The sequence below is a fragment of the Desulfovibrio inopinatus DSM 10711 genome, from assembly GCF_000429305.1.
Taxonomy (GTDB): domain Bacteria; phylum Desulfobacterota; class Desulfovibrionia; order Desulfovibrionales; family Desulfovibrionaceae; genus Alteridesulfovibrio; species Alteridesulfovibrio inopinatus.
Genome location: NZ_KE386878.1, coordinates 277,781 through 301,027 on the forward strand (window position 1 = coordinate 277,781; position 23,247 = coordinate 301,027).

17 protein-coding genes are annotated in these 23,247 nt (G+C 49.6%); 13 read left to right on the plus strand and 4 right to left on the minus strand.

Going from position 1 to position 23,247, the window contains the following annotated elements; all coding sequences use genetic code 11:
* Positions 1-12: 12 nt before the first annotated feature.
* The 3 genes from G451_RS31000 to G451_RS0121895 all read left to right on the plus strand — a co-directional run bounded on the left by G451_RS31000 (position 13) and on the right by G451_RS0121895 (position 3,985).
* The gene (locus G451_RS31000) at positions 13-888 is read left to right on the plus strand and encodes a flagellar hook assembly protein FlgD (protein ID WP_051261762.1); all 876 of its coding nucleotides are present in this window, start codon (positions 13-15) and stop codon (positions 886-888) included.
* Between the two features lie 39 nt (positions 889-927).
* Positions 928-2,565, plus strand: a complete 1,638-nt coding sequence (locus G451_RS0121885) for a flagellar hook protein FlgE (protein WP_027185925.1) — start codon at positions 928-930, stop codon at positions 2,563-2,565.
* A 526-nt stretch (positions 2,566-3,091) separates the two neighbouring features.
* Positions 3,092-3,985 (plus strand): flagellin N-terminal helical domain-containing protein, encoded by an 894-nt coding sequence (locus tag G451_RS0121895; RefSeq protein ID WP_027185926.1) that lies wholly within the window; start codon positions 3,092-3,094, stop codon positions 3,983-3,985.
* 64 nt (positions 3,986-4,049) lie between these two features.
* Here the strand turns inward: G451_RS0121895 and rnc are convergent, their stop codons facing one another.
* The gene (rnc, locus tag G451_RS0121900) at positions 4,050-4,766 is read right to left on the minus strand and encodes a ribonuclease III (protein ID WP_034643390.1); all 717 of its coding nucleotides are present in this window, start codon (positions 4,764-4,766) and stop codon (positions 4,050-4,052) included.
* Between the two features lie 1,535 nt (positions 4,767-6,301).
* Here rnc and G451_RS0121915 point away from each other — a divergent pair.
* Positions 6,302-7,366 (plus strand): phosphotransacetylase family protein, encoded by a 1,065-nt coding sequence (locus G451_RS0121915; protein ID WP_027185929.1) that lies wholly within the window; start codon positions 6,302-6,304, stop codon positions 7,364-7,366.
* 387 nt (positions 7,367-7,753) lie between these two features.
* On the plus strand, positions 7,754-9,034 hold the full coding sequence (locus G451_RS0121925) for a diguanylate cyclase (RefSeq protein ID WP_027185930.1): 1,281 nt from the start codon (positions 7,754-7,756) through the stop codon (positions 9,032-9,034).
* Positions 9,035-9,095: 61 nt separating this feature from the next.
* Here the strand turns inward: G451_RS0121925 and rnhA are convergent, their stop codons facing one another.
* Genes rnhA through G451_RS0121940 form a run of 3 tightly spaced genes read right to left on the minus strand, consistent with a single transcriptional unit; the run spans position 9,096 to position 10,773 of the window.
* Positions 9,096-9,566, minus strand: coding sequence for a ribonuclease HI (rnhA, locus tag G451_RS0121930; RefSeq protein ID WP_027185931.1), 471 nt, complete (start codon positions 9,564-9,566; stop codon positions 9,096-9,098).
* Complete coding sequence (locus tag G451_RS0121935; RefSeq protein ID WP_027185932.1) at positions 9,563-10,072, minus strand: hypothetical protein; 510 nt, start codon at positions 10,070-10,072, stop codon at positions 9,563-9,565. Before G451_RS0121935 ends, rnhA begins: the two co-directional genes overlap by 4 nt.
* Positions 10,069-10,773, minus strand: coding sequence for an ABC transporter ATP-binding protein (locus G451_RS0121940; RefSeq protein WP_027185933.1), 705 nt, complete (start codon positions 10,771-10,773; stop codon positions 10,069-10,071). The genes G451_RS0121935 and G451_RS0121940 overlap by 4 nt, the downstream gene beginning before the upstream one ends.
* 45 nt (positions 10,774-10,818) lie before the next feature.
* Between G451_RS0121940 and G451_RS0121945 the strand changes: the two genes are divergently transcribed.
* The 8 genes from G451_RS0121945 to G451_RS31005 all read left to right on the plus strand — a co-directional run bounded on the left by G451_RS0121945 (position 10,819) and on the right by G451_RS31005 (position 22,884).
* Positions 10,819-11,490 (plus strand): arylesterase, encoded by a 672-nt coding sequence (locus tag G451_RS0121945; protein ID WP_245587861.1) that lies wholly within the window; start codon positions 10,819-10,821, stop codon positions 11,488-11,490.
* A gap of 140 nt (positions 11,491-11,630) precedes the next feature.
* Positions 11,631-12,419, plus strand: a complete 789-nt coding sequence (locus G451_RS0121950) for a type III pantothenate kinase (protein ID WP_027185935.1) — start codon at positions 11,631-11,633, stop codon at positions 12,417-12,419.
* A gap of 42 nt (positions 12,420-12,461) precedes the next feature.
* Entirely contained in the window at positions 12,462-13,754 is a 1,293-nt protein-coding gene (gene eno, locus G451_RS0121955) for a phosphopyruvate hydratase (protein ID WP_027185936.1), read from the plus strand.
* Between the two features lie 86 nt (positions 13,755-13,840).
* Positions 13,841-14,701, plus strand: a complete 861-nt coding sequence (folD, locus tag G451_RS0121960; protein WP_027185937.1) for a bifunctional methylenetetrahydrofolate dehydrogenase/methenyltetrahydrofolate cyclohydrolase FolD — start codon at positions 13,841-13,843, stop codon at positions 14,699-14,701.
* Positions 14,702-15,693: 992 nt separating this feature from the next.
* Positions 15,694-18,438: a molybdopterin-dependent aldehyde oxidoreductase gene (locus G451_RS0121975; RefSeq protein WP_027185939.1), complete on the plus strand. Its 2,745-nt coding sequence runs from the start codon at positions 15,694-15,696 to the stop codon at positions 18,436-18,438.
* A 107-nt stretch (positions 18,439-18,545) separates the two neighbouring features.
* The gene (locus G451_RS0121980) at positions 18,546-19,709 is read left to right on the plus strand and encodes an iron-containing alcohol dehydrogenase (protein ID WP_027185940.1); all 1,164 of its coding nucleotides are present in this window, start codon (positions 18,546-18,548) and stop codon (positions 19,707-19,709) included.
* Positions 19,710-19,871: 162 nt separating this feature from the next.
* Positions 19,872-20,579, plus strand: coding sequence for a hypothetical protein (locus G451_RS0121985; protein WP_027185941.1), 708 nt, complete (start codon positions 19,872-19,874; stop codon positions 20,577-20,579).
* A gap of 184 nt (positions 20,580-20,763) precedes the next feature.
* Positions 20,764-22,884, plus strand: a complete 2,121-nt coding sequence (locus G451_RS31005; protein ID WP_051261763.1) for a sigma-54-dependent Fis family transcriptional regulator — start codon at positions 20,764-20,766, stop codon at positions 22,882-22,884.
* Positions 22,885-23,247: the final 363 nt, after the last annotated feature.

A 23,247-nucleotide genomic window follows, 5' to 3' on the forward strand; every position in this document is an offset into this window, starting at 1 on the left:
AGAATTGCGGCCATGAGTATTAGCAGCACTGAAGCGTCAAGTCTCTTGAGTGAATATACCGCTTCGCAGTCGACAGCGACTTCTTCGCTCGACAAAAATGATTTTCTTGAGTTGCTTGTGACTCAGTTGCAGTACCAGGATCCCTTGAATCCTATGGATGATACGGAATTCGTGAGCCAGTTGGCCCAATTCTCCAGTCTTGAACAGCTCACGAATATGACGAATTCCATTGACACGCTGACAACGTCCACAGTGCAGCAAAGCGTGGTTAATTCTCTGAACCTTCTCGGGAAAGAAGTTCGCGCTGAAGGTGATGCGGTTACAAAGTCGGGCGATGACATCAGCACTGTCTTTTATACGCTTGATGAGTCCGCTGCAAATATGGTTATTAATGTTTTTGATGAAAATGGAAATATTATTCGGACTGAAGAATTGACTAACGTTGGAGCCGGAACATTTGAATATCAATGGGATGGCTTGGATTGGAATGGTAAAAAAGCTGATGATGGAACCTATGAAATTTCTATTGCGGCAGAAGATGGCGCTGGTGAGGCTGTCTTAGTCGGCATGGAAGTGACTGGTACTATTGATGCGCTTGAAAACGATGGTTCTGGGTATAAGTTTAGATTGGATGATGGTCGTCTGATTGAATTTTCAAATATAGTTGAAGTGGTGAAAGCCGATACTACCACAACAAAGACGGAATCGGGTGACGACAGTTCTAATGACGACAGTTCTGATTCCGACGACGACACAACCGCAGCCGAAAGTGAAACCGTGGCCGAATCCGTGGCCAAGAGTGTCGTTGACGGCGCTGAAACGGCGGTTGATGCAGTCAGCAATTTTGTCAGCGGTGTTTCCAGCGCGGTGGCCTCGATTTTCGGCTAGTTGACCACGCGCCGCTTGTGAATTGAAGAGGAGGAAATCATGGGACTGAACACGGCAATGTGGACGGGTGTTACCGGCATGGTCGCGCACGGAGAGAAGATGGGCGTGATTGGCAACAACCTGGCCAACGTATCGACTGTCGGATATAAGTCGTCCCGGATGGAGTTTGAAGACTTGTTGAGTCATGATATCAGTACTTCCGCGGGCATCTCGCAAGTAGGCATGGGCGTCGGAATTGCCGATGTGCTGACGGACTTCAGCCTTGGAGGGCTGGAGTCGACCAACGAAGCCACCGATCTTGCCATCAACGGCGACGGTTTCTTCAAAGTCCAGACTGATGAAGGACAGAATTACTACACCCGCGCTGGCGACTTCACATTCGATGCCGATGGCTATCTTGTTGACACGCACGGTTACAAGGTCCAGGGATGGGCTGTAGACCAGGACAAGGTACGTGCTGATCGTGTCGCTGGCATTACGTACGATCAAGTGCCCATCGTCGGAACGAGCACAGATGTCCAGCTTGATCTGTATCAAATTCCAGCCGAAGCAACGCGGAATTTAAGTATCATTACCAATCTTGATACGTCATCCGAGAGGCAGACGGAGAGCACAACGGGTAATCCTTATTTTTCTCTTTATGAGAAGTATAATTACGACCCGACAAAACCGAATGAAGATCCGTTGCCTGATACGGCGTTCTCTTATCAGACGACTATCAAGGTGTATGACCAAAAAGGGGAAGCCCACGACGTCAGTGTCTATTATGACAAAGTCAGTGAAGAAGATGGCACTGAATACTGGCAATTTGCTGTTGCCGGAGACCCGGAAGAAGACGGCCGTGTATTGCCTGATGATGGGTCTGGTGTCGAATTGTCTACCACGGCTCAAGCTGGTCTGGTGATGATGGGAACGCTGGCTTTTGACGATACGGGCAAACTCATGAATATGAGCGCCTTCACTTTAGCGAGCGATGCAGCTTCAACAGCCGGTACTCCGCCAAGCTTTGGATTGGATCAATGGACTCCGGCTACTGTGGGGACATCGGGATATCCCGAGTTCACCATGAACTTCCGAGATGTGACCAACGGCAGTTCCACGGATGGGGATAACAGTGTCTCTATTTCACTGAATCTCGGCTTGGAAGATGTCAACGGCTTTGTGGTTCCAGCTGGCGTAACGAGTGCAGCCGACGTCGGGACAGATGCGGCCAATATTCCTGGCTTTAATCAAGATACCCTCACTCGAAATGCAAATTCGACGACGAACTATGGGATCTCTTCGTCTACGCTCTATACGTCACAAGACGGTTATCCTCCGGGAATCCTTCAGGGCGTGGCCGTGGATACGGATGGTGTGTTGACGGGGCGGTATTCCAATGGGCAGGTCCAAGAACTGTATGCACTGACCTTGGTCGACTTCAACAGTCCGTGGGGATTGCGTCGTGAAGGCGGCAACTTGTACTCCGAAACGATTGAATCCGGCCAGGCGCTTGAAGGACGGGCTAACAGCGGCCAATTCGGAGCAATGGCGTCTTATACGCTCGAAGCGTCCAACGTGGATATGGCCACAGAAATGACGGACATGATTTTGACTCAACGTGGCTTCCAGGCCAACAGTAAAGTCATTACGACGACCGATACGATGCTTGGCGAAGTTATCCAGCTGAAGCGTTAATTCCTCCTTCTTGTCTTGTTCTCTCGGCCCTGATCTTACCAGAGATTGGGGCCGATTTTTTTGTCTGTTTGATGAAAAATCACCTCCCGCCGGGATGAATACGTCACAATGCTTTTCAGCAATGTTTTTTCCGTCATAACACGGTGCTCCCACAGAAATAGATGCCGTCTCTTCGTTGAAAAAGAGGCTGGAACATTGTTGTACACTACCCGGTCCCTCAATGGGGGAACTTACTGTTTGGGGAGAATCGATAAGAAGAATGACAAAGCTATGACAGCTTTCTCTGCTCCGTCATGCTGCAAATTTGGCCGGGAACTGAGATCGCGGCCAAATGATGCCGCTCATGAGCGCCAAATATGCGGCATAATAGGGAAGAAATGACCTCTTTAGAGGGATGCAAAGTTTTCCCAGTCGATATTTGTGTCTCTAATTGGCTGTATTTTTAAAGTAAATTTCAATTGGCATAGCTTGTGCTTGACTCAATGCAAAACAAGGATTGTCCGTCAGGATAAACAAGGAGGTTCTGATGTCCCTGGTCATTAATCACAACTTGATGGCTATGAATGCCGCAAGAAACTTGTCGAGTGCTTACGGGGATCTGGCTGTATCTACCCGACGTCTGTCGTCCGGGCTTCGAATTGGCACTGCGGCCGATGACGCGGCCGGACTGGCTATTCGTGAGCTCATGCGGGCCGACATTGCAACCTTGAACCAAGGTATCCGCAACGCTAACGATGCGATTTCTATGATACAAACCGCCGACGGTGCGCTTTCGATCATCGATGAAAAGCTCATCCGTATGAAAGAGTTGGCTGAACAAGCCGCAACGGGTACGTATACCTCGTCTCAACGTTTGATTATTGATTCGGAATATCAAGCCATGGCTTCGGAAATTACCCGAATCGCGATGGCAACTGACTTCAACGGTATTCATTTGCTTAACGGGAACCTGTCGAGTACAAACCATGACGGTTCCGGGTTGAATCCGACTGGGCAGTTGAAAGTTCACTTCGGTACCGGCAACGATAGCAACGAAGACTACTACTACGTCAATATCGGGAACGCCACGGCATCGGCGTTTGGTCTGGGACTCGCAGCGGGCGGCAATACGGCCGGCAACAGCATCTCGACCCAGGAACTTGCGCAGAATGCTTTGGACGCTATCCAGCAGGCTATTATCTCCAAGGATAAGATCCGAGCTGCTCTTGGTGCACTTCAGAACCGCCTGGAAAACACCATCTCCAATCTGCAGATTCAGTCTGAGAACTTGCAGTCCGCAGAATCGCGTATTTCGGATGTGGATGTCGCGACCGAAATGACGGAATTTGTGCGTAACCAGATTTTGACACAGTCTGCTGTCGCCATGTTGGCGCAGGCCAACTCGCTGCCTAAGATGGCAATGCAGCTTATCGGTGGTTAATTCGCAGAATGGATTTCATGAAATGGCCAGGGAGATGGGACCAGTGGGGTCCCTCCCTGGCGGTTCATGAAGCTCTTTCTGGATCGTATCTCGCAAGGGCTTGTTTTGCTACGAGTTGTTGTGCTTTTTTGACACTTGTCCCTGTCGCTGTCATGGTGTTTCCGTCGGGAAGGCGAAGTTCAACTTCAAACATTTTAGCATGTTCGGGACCAAAACTTCGTGCCAAGGCATATAGAGGACGTTCTTTGAAATGACTTTGGGTATATTCCTGTAAGCGGCTTTTATAGTCTTTTGCTTTGGGAGGAGCCAGTGTCACAGGCCATTTGTCCTTGAACAGCATGAGGATGGTGTGTCGAGCGGCGTCGAAACCGGCGTCGAGAAATATGGCTCCAAATATTGCTTCTACAACATCACTCAATAGTGACGGTCGCTCTCGTCCTCCTTGGACCTCTTCTCCTTTGCCGAGATAGACATACTCGCTGAGGTCAAGTCGTCTGGCAAGCTCGGCTAAGCTTCGCTCGTTGACGAGTTTAGAGCGCATACGGGTTAGAGCTCCTTCGGGAGCATCGGGAAATCGAGCATAGAGTTCTTGAGAGACACATAGCTCAAGGACTGCATCCCCTAAAAATTCAAGGCGTTCATTGTGTTCAGCAACACCATGATTTTCATTGGCATAAGAACTGTGAGTAAGCGCCGTTTGTAAATGATTGATGTGTGAAAATGCATGATGAATTGATTGTTGAAGTGTTTCCAATGTATCCTCGTTCACCCTAAGCTCCATTTGCGGTGCAATGAAACATAGCAACCGACTTTATACGTTATTCAACCCTTCCGTAGTCACCGTTGTCGGCGCATCCGGAAAGCCGGGAAAAGTTGGCAACATGCCATCTCCAACTTCATCACGAAGAGGGAGTCGGAAATATTCTTCCGATAATCTTTAACCGTGAACAATGGTTCCCTCTGTTCCTTCTAATATCTATGAAGATATACCGTGTTCGTTCGATTAGACAAGGATTGATTCATGTTCCTGAGGGGGATGGCATCACAACCTTAGTGAGAGTCATCGGATTCGCACAGTATTCAACTGAACTTATTACAACAGGTTTTTGAGATGATGGCAAAAGCAGCGATTATAGTGCAAAGAAATGTATAGAGTATATTCGCAATCCCCATCTCACCATGTTCAAATTAAACATGCTTGGACATATCAACACCCAAAACGGACGCAATGCAAGTTTTGTATGACACCAAGCCGCATAAAAACAGAGCGTCTTTGAACGTGGGCAAGTCATTCTATTAGAAAAACGTTCGAAAATTCTTAACCAAGCCCGGCGAACGACGCCATTTTCATGTTGGATATTGACGGAGCCCGTGCCGCACGGGAAGGAAGTTGTATTCCGTCTATATGTCAGTGATCCTGATACTACGGAGGGCACGGGTTCGTGTTCCTACAACATGAACTTTGTCATATCGTCCCCTCAGGTCGAACAGGTTGCTTCCGTACTGTGTTCGCCTTATATTGCTTCCATATCTAAAGCCGACGAGTTCGTCTAACCTCATGCGGATTTTCCACAGGCAAAGCATGTCGTCCTCAAACAAGATAGTTTTGCCTTTCTTTGCCTCGCTTAACAACCCTCTGAACAGCATCAAAAAAAATACCTCTCAACGGGTATGGCATGGTCTTTAAGTGAACAAGCGCTGAACTGTATGTAGTCATCATGACGATCGTTGAAAGGAGTACTGGATTCAACGAATATGGTGCTTATCTGTAGGATTTTACAATAAATATTTTATATAACCAATTATAGACCCGTGTTTCGTGGCATAATAACAATGGTATGACATTCAGTGTTGTTCTAAATCTCCTTTGTTACAATCTGGAAAGGGGGAAAACATGGGGATTTCTCATGGCTCGACTTGGCTTGTTCGTGAAGAATAATACCTGTAGCTGTTTTGTATGGAATTGTCTTTTTTTATCAGTGTGATCTTTTGAACTTTGTGATATTATGAATAATATCTTGAGAGGCATTTCTTTTTCACCTGCCTCTTGACCGCAAGCGTCGCTTCCGAGATGATCCGGGAAGTACAGAGTAACCCGCTCCTGCACGGGGGGTGTGTGGGGAGCCGGCCGTTCATTTCAAGGAGATAGAGGATGTCCTGTTGACCGTTTTGAATGGTCATGGAAGGTTCAGAAATTTACGAAGCCGATTTCAACCCTCATTTCCGGAAACGTCAGAGGGCTGTGAAGGCGAATGTCCGCCTGGTTGGGCTCGACTGGCTCGTGTGAAGGTAATGGGGAGTTCGCGGAGGGACGATATGGCAGGAATATATGTTGGATCAACGTCCGGATATTCCGGAAAAAACATGGTGGTTATGGGACTTGGGCTGCGATTGCAGAAAGAGGGATATGACGTTGCCTACATGAAGCCTGTTGGCGCTCTGCCCAAGGAAGTCAATGGCAAGCTCGGAGACGAAGATGCCTTTTTTGTCCAGGATATCCTGGGATTGGACGAAGATCCTGAACTCGTCACTCCTGTCGTTGTTACCCAAGATTTCAAGGTAAAAGCGTTCAGCGGAAAGTGCAGTGATCTCATGGGCAATATTTTGCGGAGCTACGATGCCATCAGCAAAGATAAAGATGTTACCATTGTTGCTGGTTCCGGCTCAATGTATTCTGGTCGATATTGTAATGTCGACGGAATTCAAGTTGTGCAAACACTCGGTGTCAAAACCATTGTGATCGATCGGTTCCAGAAAGAACTGAACTATGACTATCTTGTTGTATTGAAAGATACGCTTGGCGAGAATCTGCTCGGCGTTATTTTAAATGATATCGCTCCGAACCTTATCGACGAAGTGGAAACACTCATCGCACCGTTTCTTGAGCGAAATGGGGTGAAGGTGCTTGGCGTGATTCCTCGCGATCCACTTATGGGAGCGATCAAAGTCGCGGACTTGGCCGATCGACTTGGCGGAAAGGTGATTTCCGCACACCATAAATCCGACCGTATTGTGGAAAGCTTCCTTATTGGAACAATGCAAGTGGAAAACTTTATGACCCACTTCCGGAAGCATAAAAATTCGGCCGTTATCGTGGGTGGAGACCGTTCGGATGTTCAGCTTGTCGCGTTGGAAGGTGATAGCCCGTGTCTCGTTTTAACAGGGAACCTCTATCCGAACGATATTATTTTAACACGTTCAGAAGTGCTTGAAATACCCATTATTGTTGTTCGCGATGATACATTTACCGTGGCCAAGAAGATGGAAGCCATTCTTGAACGTCATAAATTGCGTGATGTCATCAAAATCAGACAAGGGGCTCAACTTGTGAGTTCGAATATCGATTTTGCCTATATTAAAGAATATCTTGGTCTGAAATAACATGCATGCTTGGTGTTAAACGCGCCCGTAAGCTCTGTTTCCGGGCGCGTTTTTCGTTCTGTAGTCGACTGACATCGAAAGCGTGAAACGTTTTCATTTTTCTTTGACGTCATCATCGCTACCTTTCGAGTTTCCCGTCTTTATTTTGATCGGTGTTGCCGCAATCGCTGCTTCATTTATGCTTTTCCAAAGGGCATTGTGAAGACGTTGTTGGGTGATGTTGTATTTTTTCTGTGATTCCATCGACGTCTTTACAGGAGACTGATTTATATTTTTATAGATATAGCGTCAGGTTTTCCTGTGAAAAAAATGTTTTTTTCTTTGAGGGGTATGGGTTATAGTGTGTCGTATACATGATGCGTATAACCTCATGAAAGGTGATAGCGAATGCATTCGTCATATGGCGTTCAAACCAAGGTGCTTCTTGTCGAAGACAGTCGAACGTTTGGTGCTTTTGTCTCACAACGTATTCAAGCTGATCTCGGTACCGATGTCGCATGGACCATGTCGTTGGCTGAAACTCGGGAATTGATACTTCGTGAAGGCCACACATTTTTTATGGCATTGTTGGATATTAATTTGCCTGATGCGCCGGATGGTCAAGTTGTTGATGAGGTGTTGTCCAAAGGGATCCCTGCCGCAGTATTTACAGGAGAAATCAGTGACGATTTGCGTGATTTGTATTGGTCCAAACAAATTATAGACTACGTAACCAAAGACTCTATCGAGGTTGTGGATTACGTGGTGAGACTTGTCGCTCGGATTCGCGCCAATGCTGGCATTGGTGTGGCAGTAGTTGACGATTCCAGTTTGTCGAGACGACAGATGACGAGCTTGCTCCGCGCTCATCGTTATATCGTCTACGATGTCGAGAATGGTGAAGCCTGTTTAGATTTATTGACAAAGCATCCGGACATCAAACTCGTCATCACAGATTATAACATGGCACACATGGACGGGTTTATGCTGACTCGTGAAATTCGTAAGCGCTATTCCAAAGATGTTTTGTCAATAATAGGCATTTCAGCGCATGGCGGACTCTCGATTTCAGCACGTTTTATTAAAAGTGGGGCCAATGATTATTTGAATAAACCATTTGTTAATGAAGAATTTTATTGTCGCGTTTCACAAAATGTCGAGATGATTGAACTCATTAACAATATTCGAGAATACGCGAATAAAGACTATCTGACGGGAATATCGAATCGTCGCCATTTTTTTGAACAAGCGCAACACGCCTTTGATCTCCATAAAGACGCGCAGCTTCCGTGCGCTATGGTTATTATCGACATCGACGATTTCAAAGGGATCAACGATTCATTTGGACATGATGTTGGAGACAAGGCACTTCATTGGTTTGCCCAGCTTCTCGCTGATCGATTTGGTCAAGATCATCTTGTCGCGCGATTCGGTGGCGAAGAATTCTCCATCTTTTTACGCAACGTTTCCCGAGAAGAAGCATTCCAGCTCTTGGATGCATTACGTGAACATGTCGGTTGCCATCATATACCGGTCGGGGAAATGTTATTGCGTTTTACCATCAGCATTGGTGTGAGCTTCACACCGCAAGCGTCGCTTGAGACCATGATTAAACAGGCCGATGACTTGCTGTATTCAGCCAAGCATTCCGGTCGAAATCGGGTTGTTGTGGAGAAGACGTCTAAGTGAGGTATGACATCACAAAAGCCAGCATGTGACTGGCTTTTGCGTGAGAGGTAACATTGTTGTTTTAGCCGGTATATGCCGTGTCTTCCGGTTGACCGGGTTTTTCCGCCATACCTTTAGCCAACACATCGCAGCGCTCATTTTGGGGATGCCCTGTATGGCCTCGAACCCATGAAAAGCGGACATCATGTTGTTCCAACAAGGGCATAAGGCGTTTCCAGAGGTCCACGTTTTTGACGGGCGTTTTCGACGCGGTCACCCAACCTTTGCGAACCCAACCGGCAAGCCATTTTTTCTCGATAGCGTCATGGACATAGCGTGAATCCGTCACAATCTGCACCGAACATGGTCTGGTCAAAACTGACAGAGCTTCGATGACGGCAAGAAGTTCCATACGATTGTTGGTTGTTTTTCGAAAGCCGCCACAGAGTTCTTTTTGCGTATCGCCGAATTCGAGAATGGCAGCCCATCCGCCTCGACCGGGATTACCCAGACAGGCGCCATCTGTGTAAATGGTTACTGTATCCTGTGTCATGAAGATCCTTGTTCGTGCAGTCCGGTATTGAGCTCTTCCCAGAGGAGTTGCAAAGCTACTTCTATGCCCAAGCCGTATCGTGCGGTTTTGATGTAATCGTTGAAATGGTTCTCTTTTAAATACAAAACAAAATCCGGGCCCAGAGCCCGAGCCACCAAGGGTGGAAATTCAACAACAGCAAAGCCTTCCGTCGTGTTGAGACCGATAAAAAGCGTTTTCGGATCAAGTGAAGGAATTTGCAGATGCTTGTTTGTGACTTTGATCTTGAGGGTAATGCCATAAGTGGTTTGGAAGCGGCTGGCATACTCGCGAAGTTGTGCTCGTTCATCTTTACTCAGAACATTGCCGAGGTCAACAATGTCGAGTTTCGATTTGATTTGGTCGAACTTTCTATTGAAGTTCCAACTGAAAAGCATCACGACACCGATGATGACAAACAGGACTCCGAATCCGCGCAGAACTCGCTCAATGTTGGATTTCCCTTCCACTTTGAAAAAAACTCTCACGTCAGGGAGGCCTCCATGTATTCACTGGGGTGGTTGGAAGAATGTTCTTCAAGTCGGCCATCACGCATATGAACGATACGATGACAGCGTTTTGCCAACGTGTTGTCATGGGTAATGAGAATAAGTGTTGCAGCTATACGTTGTGCCAGGTCGAAAAGCAGATTCATGACGGTCTCGCCCGTTGCCGCATCGAGGTTTCCAGTGGGTTCATCGGCGAGAATGAGTTTCGGCTGTCCGGCAAAGGCTCGAGCAAGGGCGACACGTTGTTGCTCACCACCCGAGAGCTGGCTTGGATAGTGCGTGAGGCGTGACCCGAGTCCAACCGCATCAAGTGCCTTTTGGGCTTGTTCAAAGGCATCGGTTGTATAGGCGAGTTCCAACGGCAATGCGACGTTTTCTAACGCTGTCATAGATGGTGCCAAATGGAACGACTGAAACACGATGCCGACATTATCACGGCGGAAGGTGGCCAAGGCATCTTCATTGAGGGTGTCCAGGTGCATGCCAGCGGCAACAACTTCACCGGATGTTGCTTTTTCAAGGCCGGCCATCAGCATGAGCAATGTCGTTTTCCCGGCTCCGGAAGGGCCGGCAATAGCGACAATGTCACCATGTTCCACCTGAAAGTCCACTCCGCGCAGAATATTGACCCTTCCAGCTGGACTGGATAATGTAAGATGGACGTTTTTTAGGCTCATCATTGGTGTCACTTTCGATCAACCTTGTTTGAGGTCTATGAGGAGAGTATGCGAGTCTACCATGATCGGTTCTCGATTCCAATGAGCCCTCTTGGGGCTTGGTTGGCCATATTGTGTCTGTGTTTGCTTCCACATACGGTGCAGGCGGCTACTATTGTCGCTTTTGGTGATAGTCTGACCGCTGGTTTTGGCTTGTCGCAGGATGAAGCATTTCCCGCGGTGCTTGAAAACACGTTACGTAATAAAGGGTATGATGTAACAATCGTCAACGCCGGAATTTCTGGAGATACGACCGCTGGTGGGGTCTCACGTCTTTCAGCTGTGTTGTCCCAAAAACCGGATGGTGTCATTCTCGAACTCGGTGCCAACGATGGATTACGTGCTTTTGATGTCGCGTTTATGAAGGATAATTTGCATACAATTCTTTCAACCCTGCAAAAACATGATATTCCGACGTTACTGGTCGGCATGTATGCTCCACGAAATATGGGACCAGTGTATGGCAAACAGTACAAAGCGGCGTTCTCTAGCCTTGCCGAAGAATTTAATGCGGCGTTCTACCCGTTTTTCCTGGAAGGTGTTGCTCTGGATCCCGATCTTGTCTTGTCGGATGGGCTCCATCCGAATGCTGAAGGGGTACAGCGTATCGTTCAGCGTATTCTCCCAACGGTGGAAACGTTTCTGGAGAAGCAAGGTGTCGCGACACATCAAACTCCGTAATTCAAGAAAAAATTGGGAAAATGCTATGCTTACTCTTGCCATTTATCGCATTTGGCCGCATTCTTCCCGCGCTCAAAACATACAAGGCTTACAAAACGTGAGCCTCAATCAGCCAACCCGCCAAAGCGTATGTTGTATTCATGAATAGAATTGTCCTTGCCGATGTCGGCAATACCAATGTTAAGCTGGGAATCACCACTGCTGGTGGTGAAATCGATGCCTATGTCATCCCGACTGATCCGTTGGACACGGCTGATAATTGGGGGCTTCGTCTTCTTAATATTTTGCGCCATGCTGATGTGCGTCCCGAAGATGTTGAAGCCGTGCTTGTTTCCAGCGTGGTTCCCCCCATGGACCCGTTGATTGATAACGCCTGCCGGCGATTTCTTCAGCGCGCTCCATTGTTTGTTCCCAAAAGCTTGCCCGTTCCCCTCAATAATTGCTACGAACGGCCCTATGAAGTTGGTGCCGACCGATTGGTGACGGCTTATGCCGCGCGTCGTATCCATCCGGAAGGGGGATTGATTGTCATCGATTTCGGTACGGCCACAACTTTTGAATGTGTCCGTGGAAATGATTATCTTGGCGGCCTCATTTGTCCGGGAGTGCTCAGTTCGGCCCAGGCACTGTCTTCCAGGACGGCCAAGTTGCCTCAAATAACCCTGGAGCCCTCGACAGACGAGTTGACGATCGGCAAGAGCACGTCCGAATCGTTGAATCAGGGGCTTGTGTTCGGATTTGCCGCAATGGTTGATGGGATAGCAACGCGGCTTACTGCATTGCTCGATAGCCCTGTCACTGTAACGGCAACAGGCGGCTTTGCCGCAAAGTTGGCCCCATATTGTGAACGAATCGATGATGTGCAGCCCGACCTTCTGCTTGGCGGGCTTCGCCGTCTGTATCTGGAAACCATGCAATCAACACCCTAGCCGTACGAACCTCGTTTTTTCCAACACACCAAGGAGATGTTCATGAGCACCATTACCGCGATTTTTGCTAGAGAAATTCTTGATTCCCGCGGCAACCCCACGGTTGAAGTGGAAGTTGGCCTGGATTCGGGCGCATCGGGGAGAGCGGCTGTGCCCTCGGGGGCATCAACGGGGTCGCGTGAAGCCCTGGAGCTGCGAGATGGGGACAAAACCCGCTATGGCGGCAAGGGCGTGCAGAAAGCTGTTGAGAACGTCATTGGTGAGATCACCGAAAATATTGTCGGCATGAATGCGTTGAATCAGGTCGCCGTGGATAATGCCATGATCGAACTCGATGGCACGGAAAACAAAGCCCGGCTTGGCGCCAATGCGTTATTGGGCGTATCCTTGGCAACGGCTCGTGCCGCGTCCAACTATCTTGGCTTGCCGTTGTACCAGTATCTTGGCGGCGTCAATGCCAAAGTGCTGCCCACTCCCATGATGAATATCATCAATGGTGGGATGCATGCTCCTAACAATCTGGATATCCAGGAATTTATGATTCTGCCGCTTGGCGCGCACACCTTTTTCGACGCGTTGCGTATGGGCGCGGAAACGTTTCACACCCTAAAAGCTATCCTGAACAAAGATGGCCATTCAACGGCGGTTGGTGATGAAGGTGGATTTGCCCCCAACCTTAAAAGTCATGATGAAGCTTTCAGCTACATTGTCAAAGCCATTGAAGAAGCTGGCTATCAGCCTGGCGTTGAGATTGCTTTGGGCATTGATGCCGCGGCAACAGAATTTTTCAAAGACGGCAAGTACGTGCTCACAGGTGAAAATTTGTCGTTGTCCGCTGCGGAAATGGTGGACTACCTCGAAAATTTTGTCGGCAAATACCCGCTTATTTCCATTGAAGATGGCTTGGCCGAAGGCGACTGGGACGGCTGGAAACGCTTGACGCTGGAACTCGGTGACCGCATTCAGCTCGTCGGCGATGATGTCTTTGTGACGAATCCTGATATCCTTGCCGAAGGTATTGATGCCGGTGTTGCCAACTCGATTCTCATCAAACTCAATCAGATTGGTACGCTGACTGAAACGCTCGACACAATCGAGATGGCCAAGCAGGCTGCGTACACCACGGTTGTTTCTCATCGTTCCGGTGAAACGGAAGATTGCTTTATTTCCGACTTGGCCGTTGGGGTCAACGCTGGTCAAATTAAGACAGGTTCATTGTGCCGCAGTGATCGTTTGGCCAAGTACAACCAACTTCTCCGTATCGAAGAAGAACTTGATGAACAGGCCATTTACTTTGGGCCGGTTATGGCTGCCCAATGGTTTGACGAAGAATAATCTCGAAACCCCGTTTCGGGATTTCTCCCCATCACGCACCGGCCGTTTACAGACGGCCGGTGCACAAGGCATAAAGAGAATCTTTAATGATCGTACTTGATGGAAAACAAACTGCCGCCGAAATTCGAGCGAAGTTAAAGAACGACGTCGAAGGACTCGTGAAAAAACATGGTCGCTCGCCGTGTCTGGCCGTTATCCTCGTGGGGGAAGATCCGGCTTCACAGATTTACGTGCGTAATAAAGAACGCGCCTGTGAAGAGGTCGGTATTCATTCTCGCGCTTTTCGGCTTGATGCCGACACCACCCAGGAAAAGCTTGAGAAACTCATTTCCGATCTGAACGCCAGTGATGACATTGATGGTATTTTACTGCAGTTGCCATTGCCTTCCGGTCTTGATCCACTGGCCTGCCAGTTATTGACATCTCCAGGCAAAGATGTTGACGGGTTTCACCCGGAAAACATGGGGCGTCTGACGATGGGGATGCCAGGCTTACGGCCGTGTACTCCGGCTGGTGTTATGGCCGTTCTTGAGCGGTACGACATCAGTCCTGCGGGCAAGCATGCGGTGGTCATCGGTCGCAGTAACATCGTGGGTAAACCCATGGCGATGATGCTTGCGCAAACCGGACCATTAGCCAATGCTACGGTGACAATCTGCCACTCGCGCACAAAAGATTTACCCGGAATTTGTCGTCAGGCCGATATTGTTATCGCAGCGGTGGGGCGGCCCAAAATGGTCAAAAAAGATTGGGTCAAACCCGGCGCGGTTGTCATTGATGTTGGCATGAACCGTACCGACGAAGGGTTGTGCGGCGATGTGGATTACGAGGAGCTTAAGGAAACAGCTTCGGCCATGACCCCGGTTCCGGGGGGCATCGGTCCCATGACGATTGCTCAACTGCTCGTAAACACGGTTGAAGCCTATAAGAATCACATGAACGCCTAATAAGCATCCGCTTTGGATGGAAAGACGGCCGGAGCATTTGCTTTTCGGCCGTTTTTTTTGTGTGCCAGGCATGGCGCGACTCTCGGAGGTGAAAGTCCTCTCCAGGCCCTGATGGTAGGAACTGCTGAAGGCAACTGCGTCGCCGTGAGGCGGGGTGGGGAGGAGAGAGAGGGAGAGCGCCGGCGGCTGGGAGGATTATCCTCCCCTGATCCCACCTTCGGGACACATGGAATGCAGGAAGGGGCTGGAGAAAGGCATGGTTCGTGTCACTTGAGAAAAAGAGGGGTGGGGGATTTTCTCGACGGCAAGAAAGAATTGTCCCTTGTCTGAGGCGTTTTTGATGGGAGAGTGCTGATACTTTGCTGGGAAAAGTGTCGTTTGGGGCTTGGATTACACCGCGGGCCGGATGAGTATGAAACTTTAACTGGTTACAGTCAGGTTGGTTGTACAGTGTCCCGTGTTTTAGAATCTCTGGTTACTCAATGGGCTTGAGAAACAAGCCCGCCGTGTGGCCGAGTGTTCCGTATTCAAGTACGAAGTCGATTCCGTTGAAATGCAGTTCAAGGCGAGGCCTCTCTTTGGGAAAGTCTGGGGTGTGGCGTAAGCGTTCCAGTACTGTACAAAATCGTTTTGCGCTTTCATCAAGCCAACTCTGGACTTCAAAAGCATGAAGCAGGAGAGGGGGCCTCTTACGGAGATGATGTTCGGATTGGGAAAAACGGTGTTTATGGAAGTGGTTGAAATATTTAATTATAAACTGTAGTGGGCATGGAACTGTCTATTATAACTGGAGGGATTGCAGAAACATCTCTGGGTGGAGCCATGTTAAAACGTCCTTTACATGTAAAGGAGAGTGTAAAGGTATTTGAACATGTAATAGCTGAACAGGAGTGATGCTTTTCATCTAAAAAATGATGCATTTTGAATGTGTTAAAGAGTGATTAGCGTCATGGCATGTCCTTTGCTTTTTGAAAAGCAAAAAGGAGTAAGCCATGAGTTCGCTATTGGAGAAAATATTATACATTAATGGAGTGGAAACAAGGCTTTTCACTTCCCCCAGCGCCAAGCTGGCTGACGTTCTACGGGAGCAACTGCATCTTACCGGGACGAAAGTCGGGTGTGGTCAAGGTCAATGCGGAGCCTGCTCCGTTCTGATAGACGGAAAGGTTGTCCGTTCTTGCATCACCAAAATGAGTCGGGTTCCCGATAATGCGGAAATCATCACCATTGAAGGAATCGGTAAGCCAGGCAATCTTCATCCTCTTCAGAAGTCCTGGATTTTGCACGGTGGGGCGCAATGTGGATTCTGCTCGCCTGGCTTCATCGTTTCTGCGAAAGGACTTCTGGACGAAAACGACGACCCGACCCGCGAGGAGGTCAGGAGCTGGTTCCAGAAACATCGTAACGCATGCCGTTGTACGGGATATAAGCCACTTGTCGATGCGGTGATGGACGCTGCAAAAGTGATGCGGGGCGACGCTCCCGAACAAAGCTTGGAATATAAAATGGCCGAGGATGGCCGAATTTGGGGATCGAAATACCCTCGTCCCACAGCCGTGGGCAAAGTTACCGGCACGTTGGATTATGGGGCTGATCTCGGTTTGAAGCTTCCTGAAAACACCCTGCATCTTGCCTTGGTGCAGGCCGAAGTATCCCATGCCAACATTCTTGGAGTTGATACGTCAAAGGCGAAGATGATGCCCGGCGTGCATGCCGTCCTGACGGCCAGTGACGTGAAAGGAAGTAATCGGATTTTCGGTCTGGTTCAGGGGCCGAACTATAAGGGAGACGGCTGGGAACGGCCCATCATCAACGATACCAAGATTTTTCAATATGGCGATGTGGTGGCTGTTGTTTGCGCCGACTCATACGAACAGGCCTGCGCAGCGGCCAAGGAAGTGACCCTCGATCTTGAAAAACTGCCTGCGTATATGAGCGCTTCCGAAGCCATGGCCGAAGACGCTATTGAAATACATCCGGGGACGCCCAATGTCTATTTCACCCAACCTTTGACAAAAGGGGATGACCCGGCACCTTTCTTCGAAAAAGATGACGTGGTAGTCGCTCAGGGCAATTTCACCACAAGTCGACAGCCTCATATGCCTATAGAGCCAGATGTGGCGTTTGCATATATGGGCGAAGACAATTTGCTGCATATCCATAGCAAGTCCATCGGCGTGCATCTCCATCCTCTTATGATTTCCGCAGGCTTGGGACTGCCTCCCAATGAGATTGTCATGGCCTCGAACCCCATGGGGGGGACGTTCGGCTACAAGTTGAGTCCCACTTCTGAAGCACTTTTGGGCGTTGCTGTCCTGGCCACCGGACATCCCTGTTTCCTCAGGTACACGTATTATCAGCAAATGACCTATACAGGGAAGCGCTCGCCGTTTCATTTTAAAGCCCGTATGGCCGCGTCTAAGAAAACAGGTCGCATCCTGGCTTTGGAGCATGACTTCTCCGTTGACCATGGACCGTACTGCGAGATGGCGGGACCGTTGACAGGGCGCGGGATTCAGTTCACCGGCGCAGGCTACGATATCCCGAATATACGCGGTATGGGGCGGGCCGTGTGCACCAACCATTCCTGGGGATCTGCGTTTCGCGGGTTCGGCGGAGTCCAATCACACTTTGTGGGGGAAACCCTGGTAGATGAACTGGCCTATGCACTTGGTCAGGATCCGCTGGAATTTCGCTACGCCAATTGCTACCGAGAAGGCTCCACCACTCCAACCGGTGCAACGCCGGACGTTATTGCGCTGCCGCAATTGCTTGAAGCGCTCCGCCCTAAATACCAAGAAGCCAAGGCTCGGACCGCCAAGGCCTCGACGAAAGAAATTAAGAAAGGTGCAGGAATCGCCATTGGTGTCTATGGCGCAGGAGTGGATGGGATAGACCAGGCGGAAGTTTTTGTTCAGTACGACCCGGATGACGGTGTCTCCCTCGGTTGCGCATGGGAAGACCACGGGCAGGGCGCTGATATTGGTGCCGTGGGCACAACGCATGAATCATTGAGGCCCATGAATATTCCGATTGAGAAAATTCGCTTCAGTTGGCCGGATTCAGGCAAGCAACCCGACGCGGGCACGGCTGGCGCCTCGCGTTCACAGGTCGTCGTTGGAAGTGCGCTTCGGGCCGCCTGTCAGGCGATGATGAACACGTTACAGAAGGCCGACGGAACCTTCATGACCTACCAAGAAGCTGTGGCCGCTGGAAAGCCCACACGTTTTGATGGCGTACACACCACGCAAGGCAGAGTTTGCGATCCGGAAACCGGACTTGGGAACCCTTTTGTCAATTGCATGTACACCATCTATCTGGCGGAAGTTTCCGTGGAAGTCGCAACCGGGAAAGTGAAGGTCGACAAAATCGCATGTGTTGCAGACCTCGGTTCCATCAACAACTATCTGACCGTTGACGGCCAAATTTATGGCTGCATTGCACAAGGCATCGGACTGGCCTTGAGTGAAGACTTCGAGGACATCGAAAAGCACTCCACCATGATCGGCGGTGGCTTCCCCTACATAGAGAGTATTCCGGACGATATGGAGATTACGTATTTTGAAAACAATTTGCGTGAACATGGTCCCTTCGGCGCTTCTGGAGCTGGGGAAGGCCCTATGGTCAACCCGCATATGGCCGTCATAAACGCCATTCGTGATGCATGCGGTGCTCGGATATACAGACTGCCGGCTACCCCTGATAGAGTTTTGGAAGCGTTGCGCGCAGGGAATTGACAGAGTGTTTGACTTCTCTGAAGAGTGTCAGACGCTTGAGTAGGAGTTGAAGTTTCAAATACATTTTATGCTTTGATCCATAATCCTTTAATGCAGCGAGGAAAGCTATGATTACTGCATTCCAATTGGCAAACATTATTTATACTGGTCCTGGTGCATTGGAAAAAGTTGCTGAAACGATCAAGGCGCAGGGATTAAAAAAGCCTCTCGTTGTTACAGATAAGGGCATTGTGAAGGCGGGCTTGGCCCAAAAACTCACCGAAGTCTTGTCTGATGAAAACATCGATTACGCGATTTATGACGAGACCGTCGCCAATCCCAATGAAAAAAACGTCGAGGACGCCTTAGCCCTCTATCAAAAAGACGGGTGCGATTGTTTGATTGGTCTTGGTGGCGGAAGTTCAATGGATACAGCCAAGGCTTGCGGCATTTTGGCCACCAGCGGCGGAACCATTGACCAATATCGGGGAATGGGACTTCTGAAGGCTCCCATTCCATTTTACATCGCCATTCCCACCACGGCGGGCACGGGGTCCGAATCAACCAGCGCCTCAATTATCACCAACACCAGAGAAGACCACCATCGCAAAATGGTCATTTTGGATGGCCGCCTGTTGCCCAACGTCGCCGTCATCGATCCTCTCCTTATGACAGGGCTTCCGCCTGCGATTACGGCGTCTACGGGCATGGATGCCATGACGCACGCCATTGAGGCGCTGATTTCCTTTTACTCGACGGAATATACCGATGTCTTGGCTCTTGGAGCGATCAAACTCATCTTCAAATACTTGCGTAGGGCCGTCGGCAACGGCAATGACCTCGTGGCACGCGAAAAAATGGCCTATGCCCAGACTATGGCCGGAATGGCCTTCACCAATGCGGGGTTAGGGCTCGTCCATTCCATGGCGCATCCTCTGAGTGCGTTCTATAATATCCCCCATGGCTACGCTAATGCGGTCTGCCTGCCTGCTGTTTTAGACTACAATAAGATCGTTTGTCGGGGAAAAATGCGTGCCATAGCCGAGGCCGCCGGATTGACCGACCTCGGAGCGTACCCTGAGGATACTGGATGTGAGGTTGTTCAGCGCCTCAACGACGACGTAGGCATTCCAAGGACCATCACGGAAGTGGGAGCGCTTATCGGAGTGAGTGTTGACGTCAAGGATATCGAAGCCATGTCCAAAGATGCGTTGAATGAATTGTCAACCATGACCACACCAAGAACGCCGCAATTGAACGAAGTCATCGAACTGTACAAGAAATGCTGGTAGCCGAGATTTGAGCTTGGCGGGAGCGGAGCGCACATGTTCCGCTTCCGCATAAGCTCTTCTCCTCGGAAAAGTAGGAGAGGCGAAAATGACGCGATAGGTTCGATTTATAAACGCATTGTGTTTCATCGCCTCCAATATACAAAGCGGAAGGAGCCCTCAATAATGAAATCCTCAGATGTTTTCATCGCTCTGGCCATTGTCCTTGCTTGCATCGGGTTTACGGTGATTCCAGAAACATCTCCTACCGTAGGCGCTTTTGTTCAAGAACACGGTTTCTTCATGAGTTTTCTCAAATTCGCCGTCCTGTGTACTCTTGGTGAACTTATTGCCCTTCGGATTACTTCCAAAAAATATACCCGCCCAGGATTTGGACTCTTGCCGAGATGTTTGATGTGGGGCTTAATTGGCATACTCGTTCATGTCAGCTTCATAATCTATGTGACCGGAACGCCGATGTTGTTGGAGGCGTTGGGGGTGTCGAGTCTTTTCGGGAGTATGGGCGGTTTCGGTTCGCAGCTTCTCCTTGCCTTTAGCATTAGCGTCTTGCTGAACACGCTTTTTGCTCCACTTTTTATGGCAGCGCACAGCGTCGTAGACATGCATATCGAAAGTACCGGTGGCACGTTGAAAGGGTTTCTGTCTCCCATACCCGTCAGTCGATTCTTGGGAAATATCGACTGGAATATGCTGTGGGGGTTTGTCTTTAAAAAGACCATTCCTTTCTTCTGGATACCGGCGCACACGATCACTTTTTTGCTTCCCCCGGAAGTGCGAATTGTCTTCGCCGCCATTCTGGGTGTGGCTCTTGGCGTTATTTTGGCCTTTGCCAGTTTGAAAAGCGCGGAAAATGTATGTGAGGGACGCGCCTGAACAATGAAAGGCAAAACGTGTCCATACAGTGGCCTCGCTTTCTCTGGCACTGGTTTTTGAAGAGAAAATCGAGGCCGCAGCTTGTGTGCAAGCATCTCCTGGCGTAAGGTAAACAAAAATGAAGTATTGGAGATGCTTCCCTCGCCGCTGGCGACAATGCAAGTCATTTTCCAAGGAGTACGCTATGCCCGCACCTACTTTTGCAAGTCGTCGCAGGCAAAATGATGAGACGAGTTCAACCCGACGCGAAGGTTTAGACCCCAACGATTTTTATAGTTTTTTTTCCACACCAAGCGTCTCCAACGATCTTTTTTGGAAAAAAATGTATGAAGCGAGAGAACGGTTTCATAACGGAGAGCAGGATCACTTCACAAACGTAAGACCCCACATCCTTCGATCATGGAAGCGCTCCTTTGCCGCCAATGTTTCCTATACTGGGTTGACTTCAGTGTGTCTTGCCAGCACGGATTTACAGCGTATTCTTGAGCAAAACGAATTCCTTCTCTCAACGGCCAAGCCCATTCTCAAAGAATTGCTTGATAATATCCACCCGACCAGAAATTGCGTCATTCTTACAGACACTGCGGGGGTGTACCTGCATACCCTGGGCGACGACTTTGGCTTCGGGCGCGGGGCAAGCAGTCCGTTGCGCGGTCTGGTAAGTAGTGAAATGATTGAAGGAACCACTTCCATGGGTATCTGCCTGGCTGAACGGCAACCCACATGCGTTCTCGGATGCGAGCATTACAACCCCTGCTTTGACGGTTGCTCCTGTACGGCCGCGCCTATCTTCGATTATGCAAACAATCTGGCCGGAACCCTCTCCATGACAATGGAGCGGGATAGTTTTAACCACCACACATACGGTCTCGTTATCGCTGCCGCTAAAGCCATAACTGAGCAAATGCGGCTGCGGCATTTGCTGCATGAGACGCAGACAATCATGGAACTTTTGGGCGAAGCCGTTGTGGTGCTGGACGACAGCGGGTTTGTTCGGATGATGAACCGTTACGCCAAGCGGCTGTTCCACGTCAAAGGCGATGCGGTGGGGAAGGAGTTCGTGGAAGTCGCCGAGGTAACCAGTGATGCGCACTTCTTAGCACCAGCCAAAAAGGTGAAAGATAATGAATGCTCCATGCGCTTGGCGGATGGCTCATCCTTGCAGTGTTTATATTCCTCGTCTCCGCTTCCTGAAGGAGGGATCTGTGTAACGTTGCGGGAGAGTCAGCGCGTGCATAAGCTGACCAATCGCATCACGAGAGCTAAAGCAGTCTACAGCTTCGCAGATATTTTGGGTGATTCCCAGTGCATGCGCCAGGCATTGAAACTGGCGCGCAAGGCCAGCGAAAATTCCATGACCACGTTGATTCTTGGACAGAGTGGAGTGGGAAAAGAGCTGTTTGCACAGGCGATACATAATGCCAGTGACCGGCGAGATCAGCCGTTTATCGTCATAAACTGTGGGACGATTCCCCGTGATTTGGTCCAGTCCGAATTGTTCGGATATGAGCCGGGCGCATTCACTGGCGCAGCACGTCAGGGCGCTCCCGGCAAATTTGAACTGGCTGACGGGGGAACGCTGTTTCTGGATGAAATTGGGGATATGCCTCTGACGGCACAGGTTAATCTCTTGCGGGTGCTCCAAGAAGGCGAGGTGACCCGCGTTGGCGGCAAACGCTCATGGCGGGTGGATGTTCGCGTGGTGGCCGCCACACACTGTGACCTGGCCAAAGCGGTGGAAAACGGCACGTTTCGCAAGGATTTGTTTTATAGGCTCAACGTGCTCGCCCTCACTATCCCTGCACTCAGCGAACGCAAAAGCGACATTCCGAGGCTCGCAAACTTTTTCTTGGCTAAAATAGCTGGCGACCTGAATAAGCAATTCGACGGGTTTTCTCCCGAAGCCTTGCAATCGCTTGAAGCCTATAGCTGGCCGGGAAACGTCCGTGAACTGGAGAATATGGTAGAGCGCACGGCCGTCATGGCCGATGGTCCTTTCATCAGGAAAGCTGATTTGCCATCGGAAATTCGTTTGGCGGCGTCCCTGTCCACTCAATCCAGGTCAAGCGTCCCGACCATCCCGAATCAAGACGAATACTGCCCCTCATCGCACACAACGACGGCGGAAGTGAAAGTCGATGCGGTCTGTGACAGCGAAAGAAAGAATATTATCGGAGCGTTGCATGCTTCCGGCGGAAATGTCAGCGCAGCGGCCAAGGATGTTGGCGTGTCACGTGTGACGCTCTATGCACATATCCGGCGCTACGGCCTGTCGCTGGAAGCCTTTCGTACTTCCCCTTATTAAGCTGCGGTATCCAAGCGGGGAAGAGTTTCAAAAACATACGCATTTCAGGCAGAGAACACAGTGAAACTCATCAAAGCAAAACGATTTTGTTCCAATCTGTTTTGACTATGGGGAGAAAATATTATCCCCAGTGGTGATGGGTTTCGTGACCGCGTTCACGTTGTGTAAGATTGGGATATAAGGGATGCGGCTCACTCTAACCATCCTACCGTGCTGTTCGTCTTTATATGTTAGGCTCGTGTCACTATGGTTTGAGCCGCGACCGAGAAGGCACCTTTGCCTCCTAAGCATGCTCCGGCAAATTCGCCACCGGGATTGCCCGAGGCGCTTGCAATATACAATCCTGGGATCTTGGTTGTATTG

Coding starts and splice junctions, on each gene's coding strand:
- G451_RS0121925 (WP_027185930.1), top strand. CDS start 7,754: ATGCATTCGTCATATGGCGTTCAAACCAAGGTGCTTCTTGTCGAAGAC.
- folD (WP_027185937.1), top strand. CDS start 13,841: ATGATCGTACTTGATGGAAAACAAACTGCCGCCGAAATTCGAGCGAAG.
- G451_RS0121885 (WP_027185925.1), top strand. CDS start 928: ATGGGACTGAACACGGCAATGTGGACGGGTGTTACCGGCATGGTCGCG.
- eno (WP_027185936.1), top strand. CDS start 12,462: ATGAGCACCATTACCGCGATTTTTGCTAGAGAAATTCTTGATTCCCGC.
- G451_RS0121940 (WP_027185933.1), bottom strand. CDS start 10,773: ATGATGAGCCTAAAAAACGTCCATCTTACATTATCCAGTCCAGCTGGA.
- G451_RS0121945 (WP_245587861.1), top strand. CDS start 10,819: ATGCGAGTCTACCATGATCGGTTCTCGATTCCAATGAGCCCTCTTGGG.
- G451_RS0121975 (WP_027185939.1), top strand. CDS start 15,694: ATGAGTTCGCTATTGGAGAAAATATTATACATTAATGGAGTGGAAACA.
- rnhA (WP_027185931.1), bottom strand. CDS start 9,566: ATGACACAGGATACAGTAACCATTTACACAGATGGCGCCTGTCTGGGT.
- G451_RS31005 (WP_051261763.1), top strand. CDS start 20,764: ATGCCCGCACCTACTTTTGCAAGTCGTCGCAGGCAAAATGATGAGACG.
- G451_RS31000 (WP_051261762.1), top strand. CDS start 13: ATGAGTATTAGCAGCACTGAAGCGTCAAGTCTCTTGAGTGAATATACC.
- G451_RS0121985 (WP_027185941.1), top strand. CDS start 19,872: ATGAAATCCTCAGATGTTTTCATCGCTCTGGCCATTGTCCTTGCTTGC.
- G451_RS0121950 (WP_027185935.1), top strand. CDS start 11,631: ATGAATAGAATTGTCCTTGCCGATGTCGGCAATACCAATGTTAAGCTG.
- G451_RS0121915 (WP_027185929.1), top strand. CDS start 6,302: ATGGCAGGAATATATGTTGGATCAACGTCCGGATATTCCGGAAAAAAC.
- G451_RS0121895 (WP_027185926.1), top strand. CDS start 3,092: ATGTCCCTGGTCATTAATCACAACTTGATGGCTATGAATGCCGCAAGA.
- G451_RS0121980 (WP_027185940.1), top strand. CDS start 18,546: ATGATTACTGCATTCCAATTGGCAAACATTATTTATACTGGTCCTGGT.
- rnc (WP_034643390.1), bottom strand. CDS start 4,766: ATGGAGCTTAGGGTGAACGAGGATACATTGGAAACACTTCAACAATCA.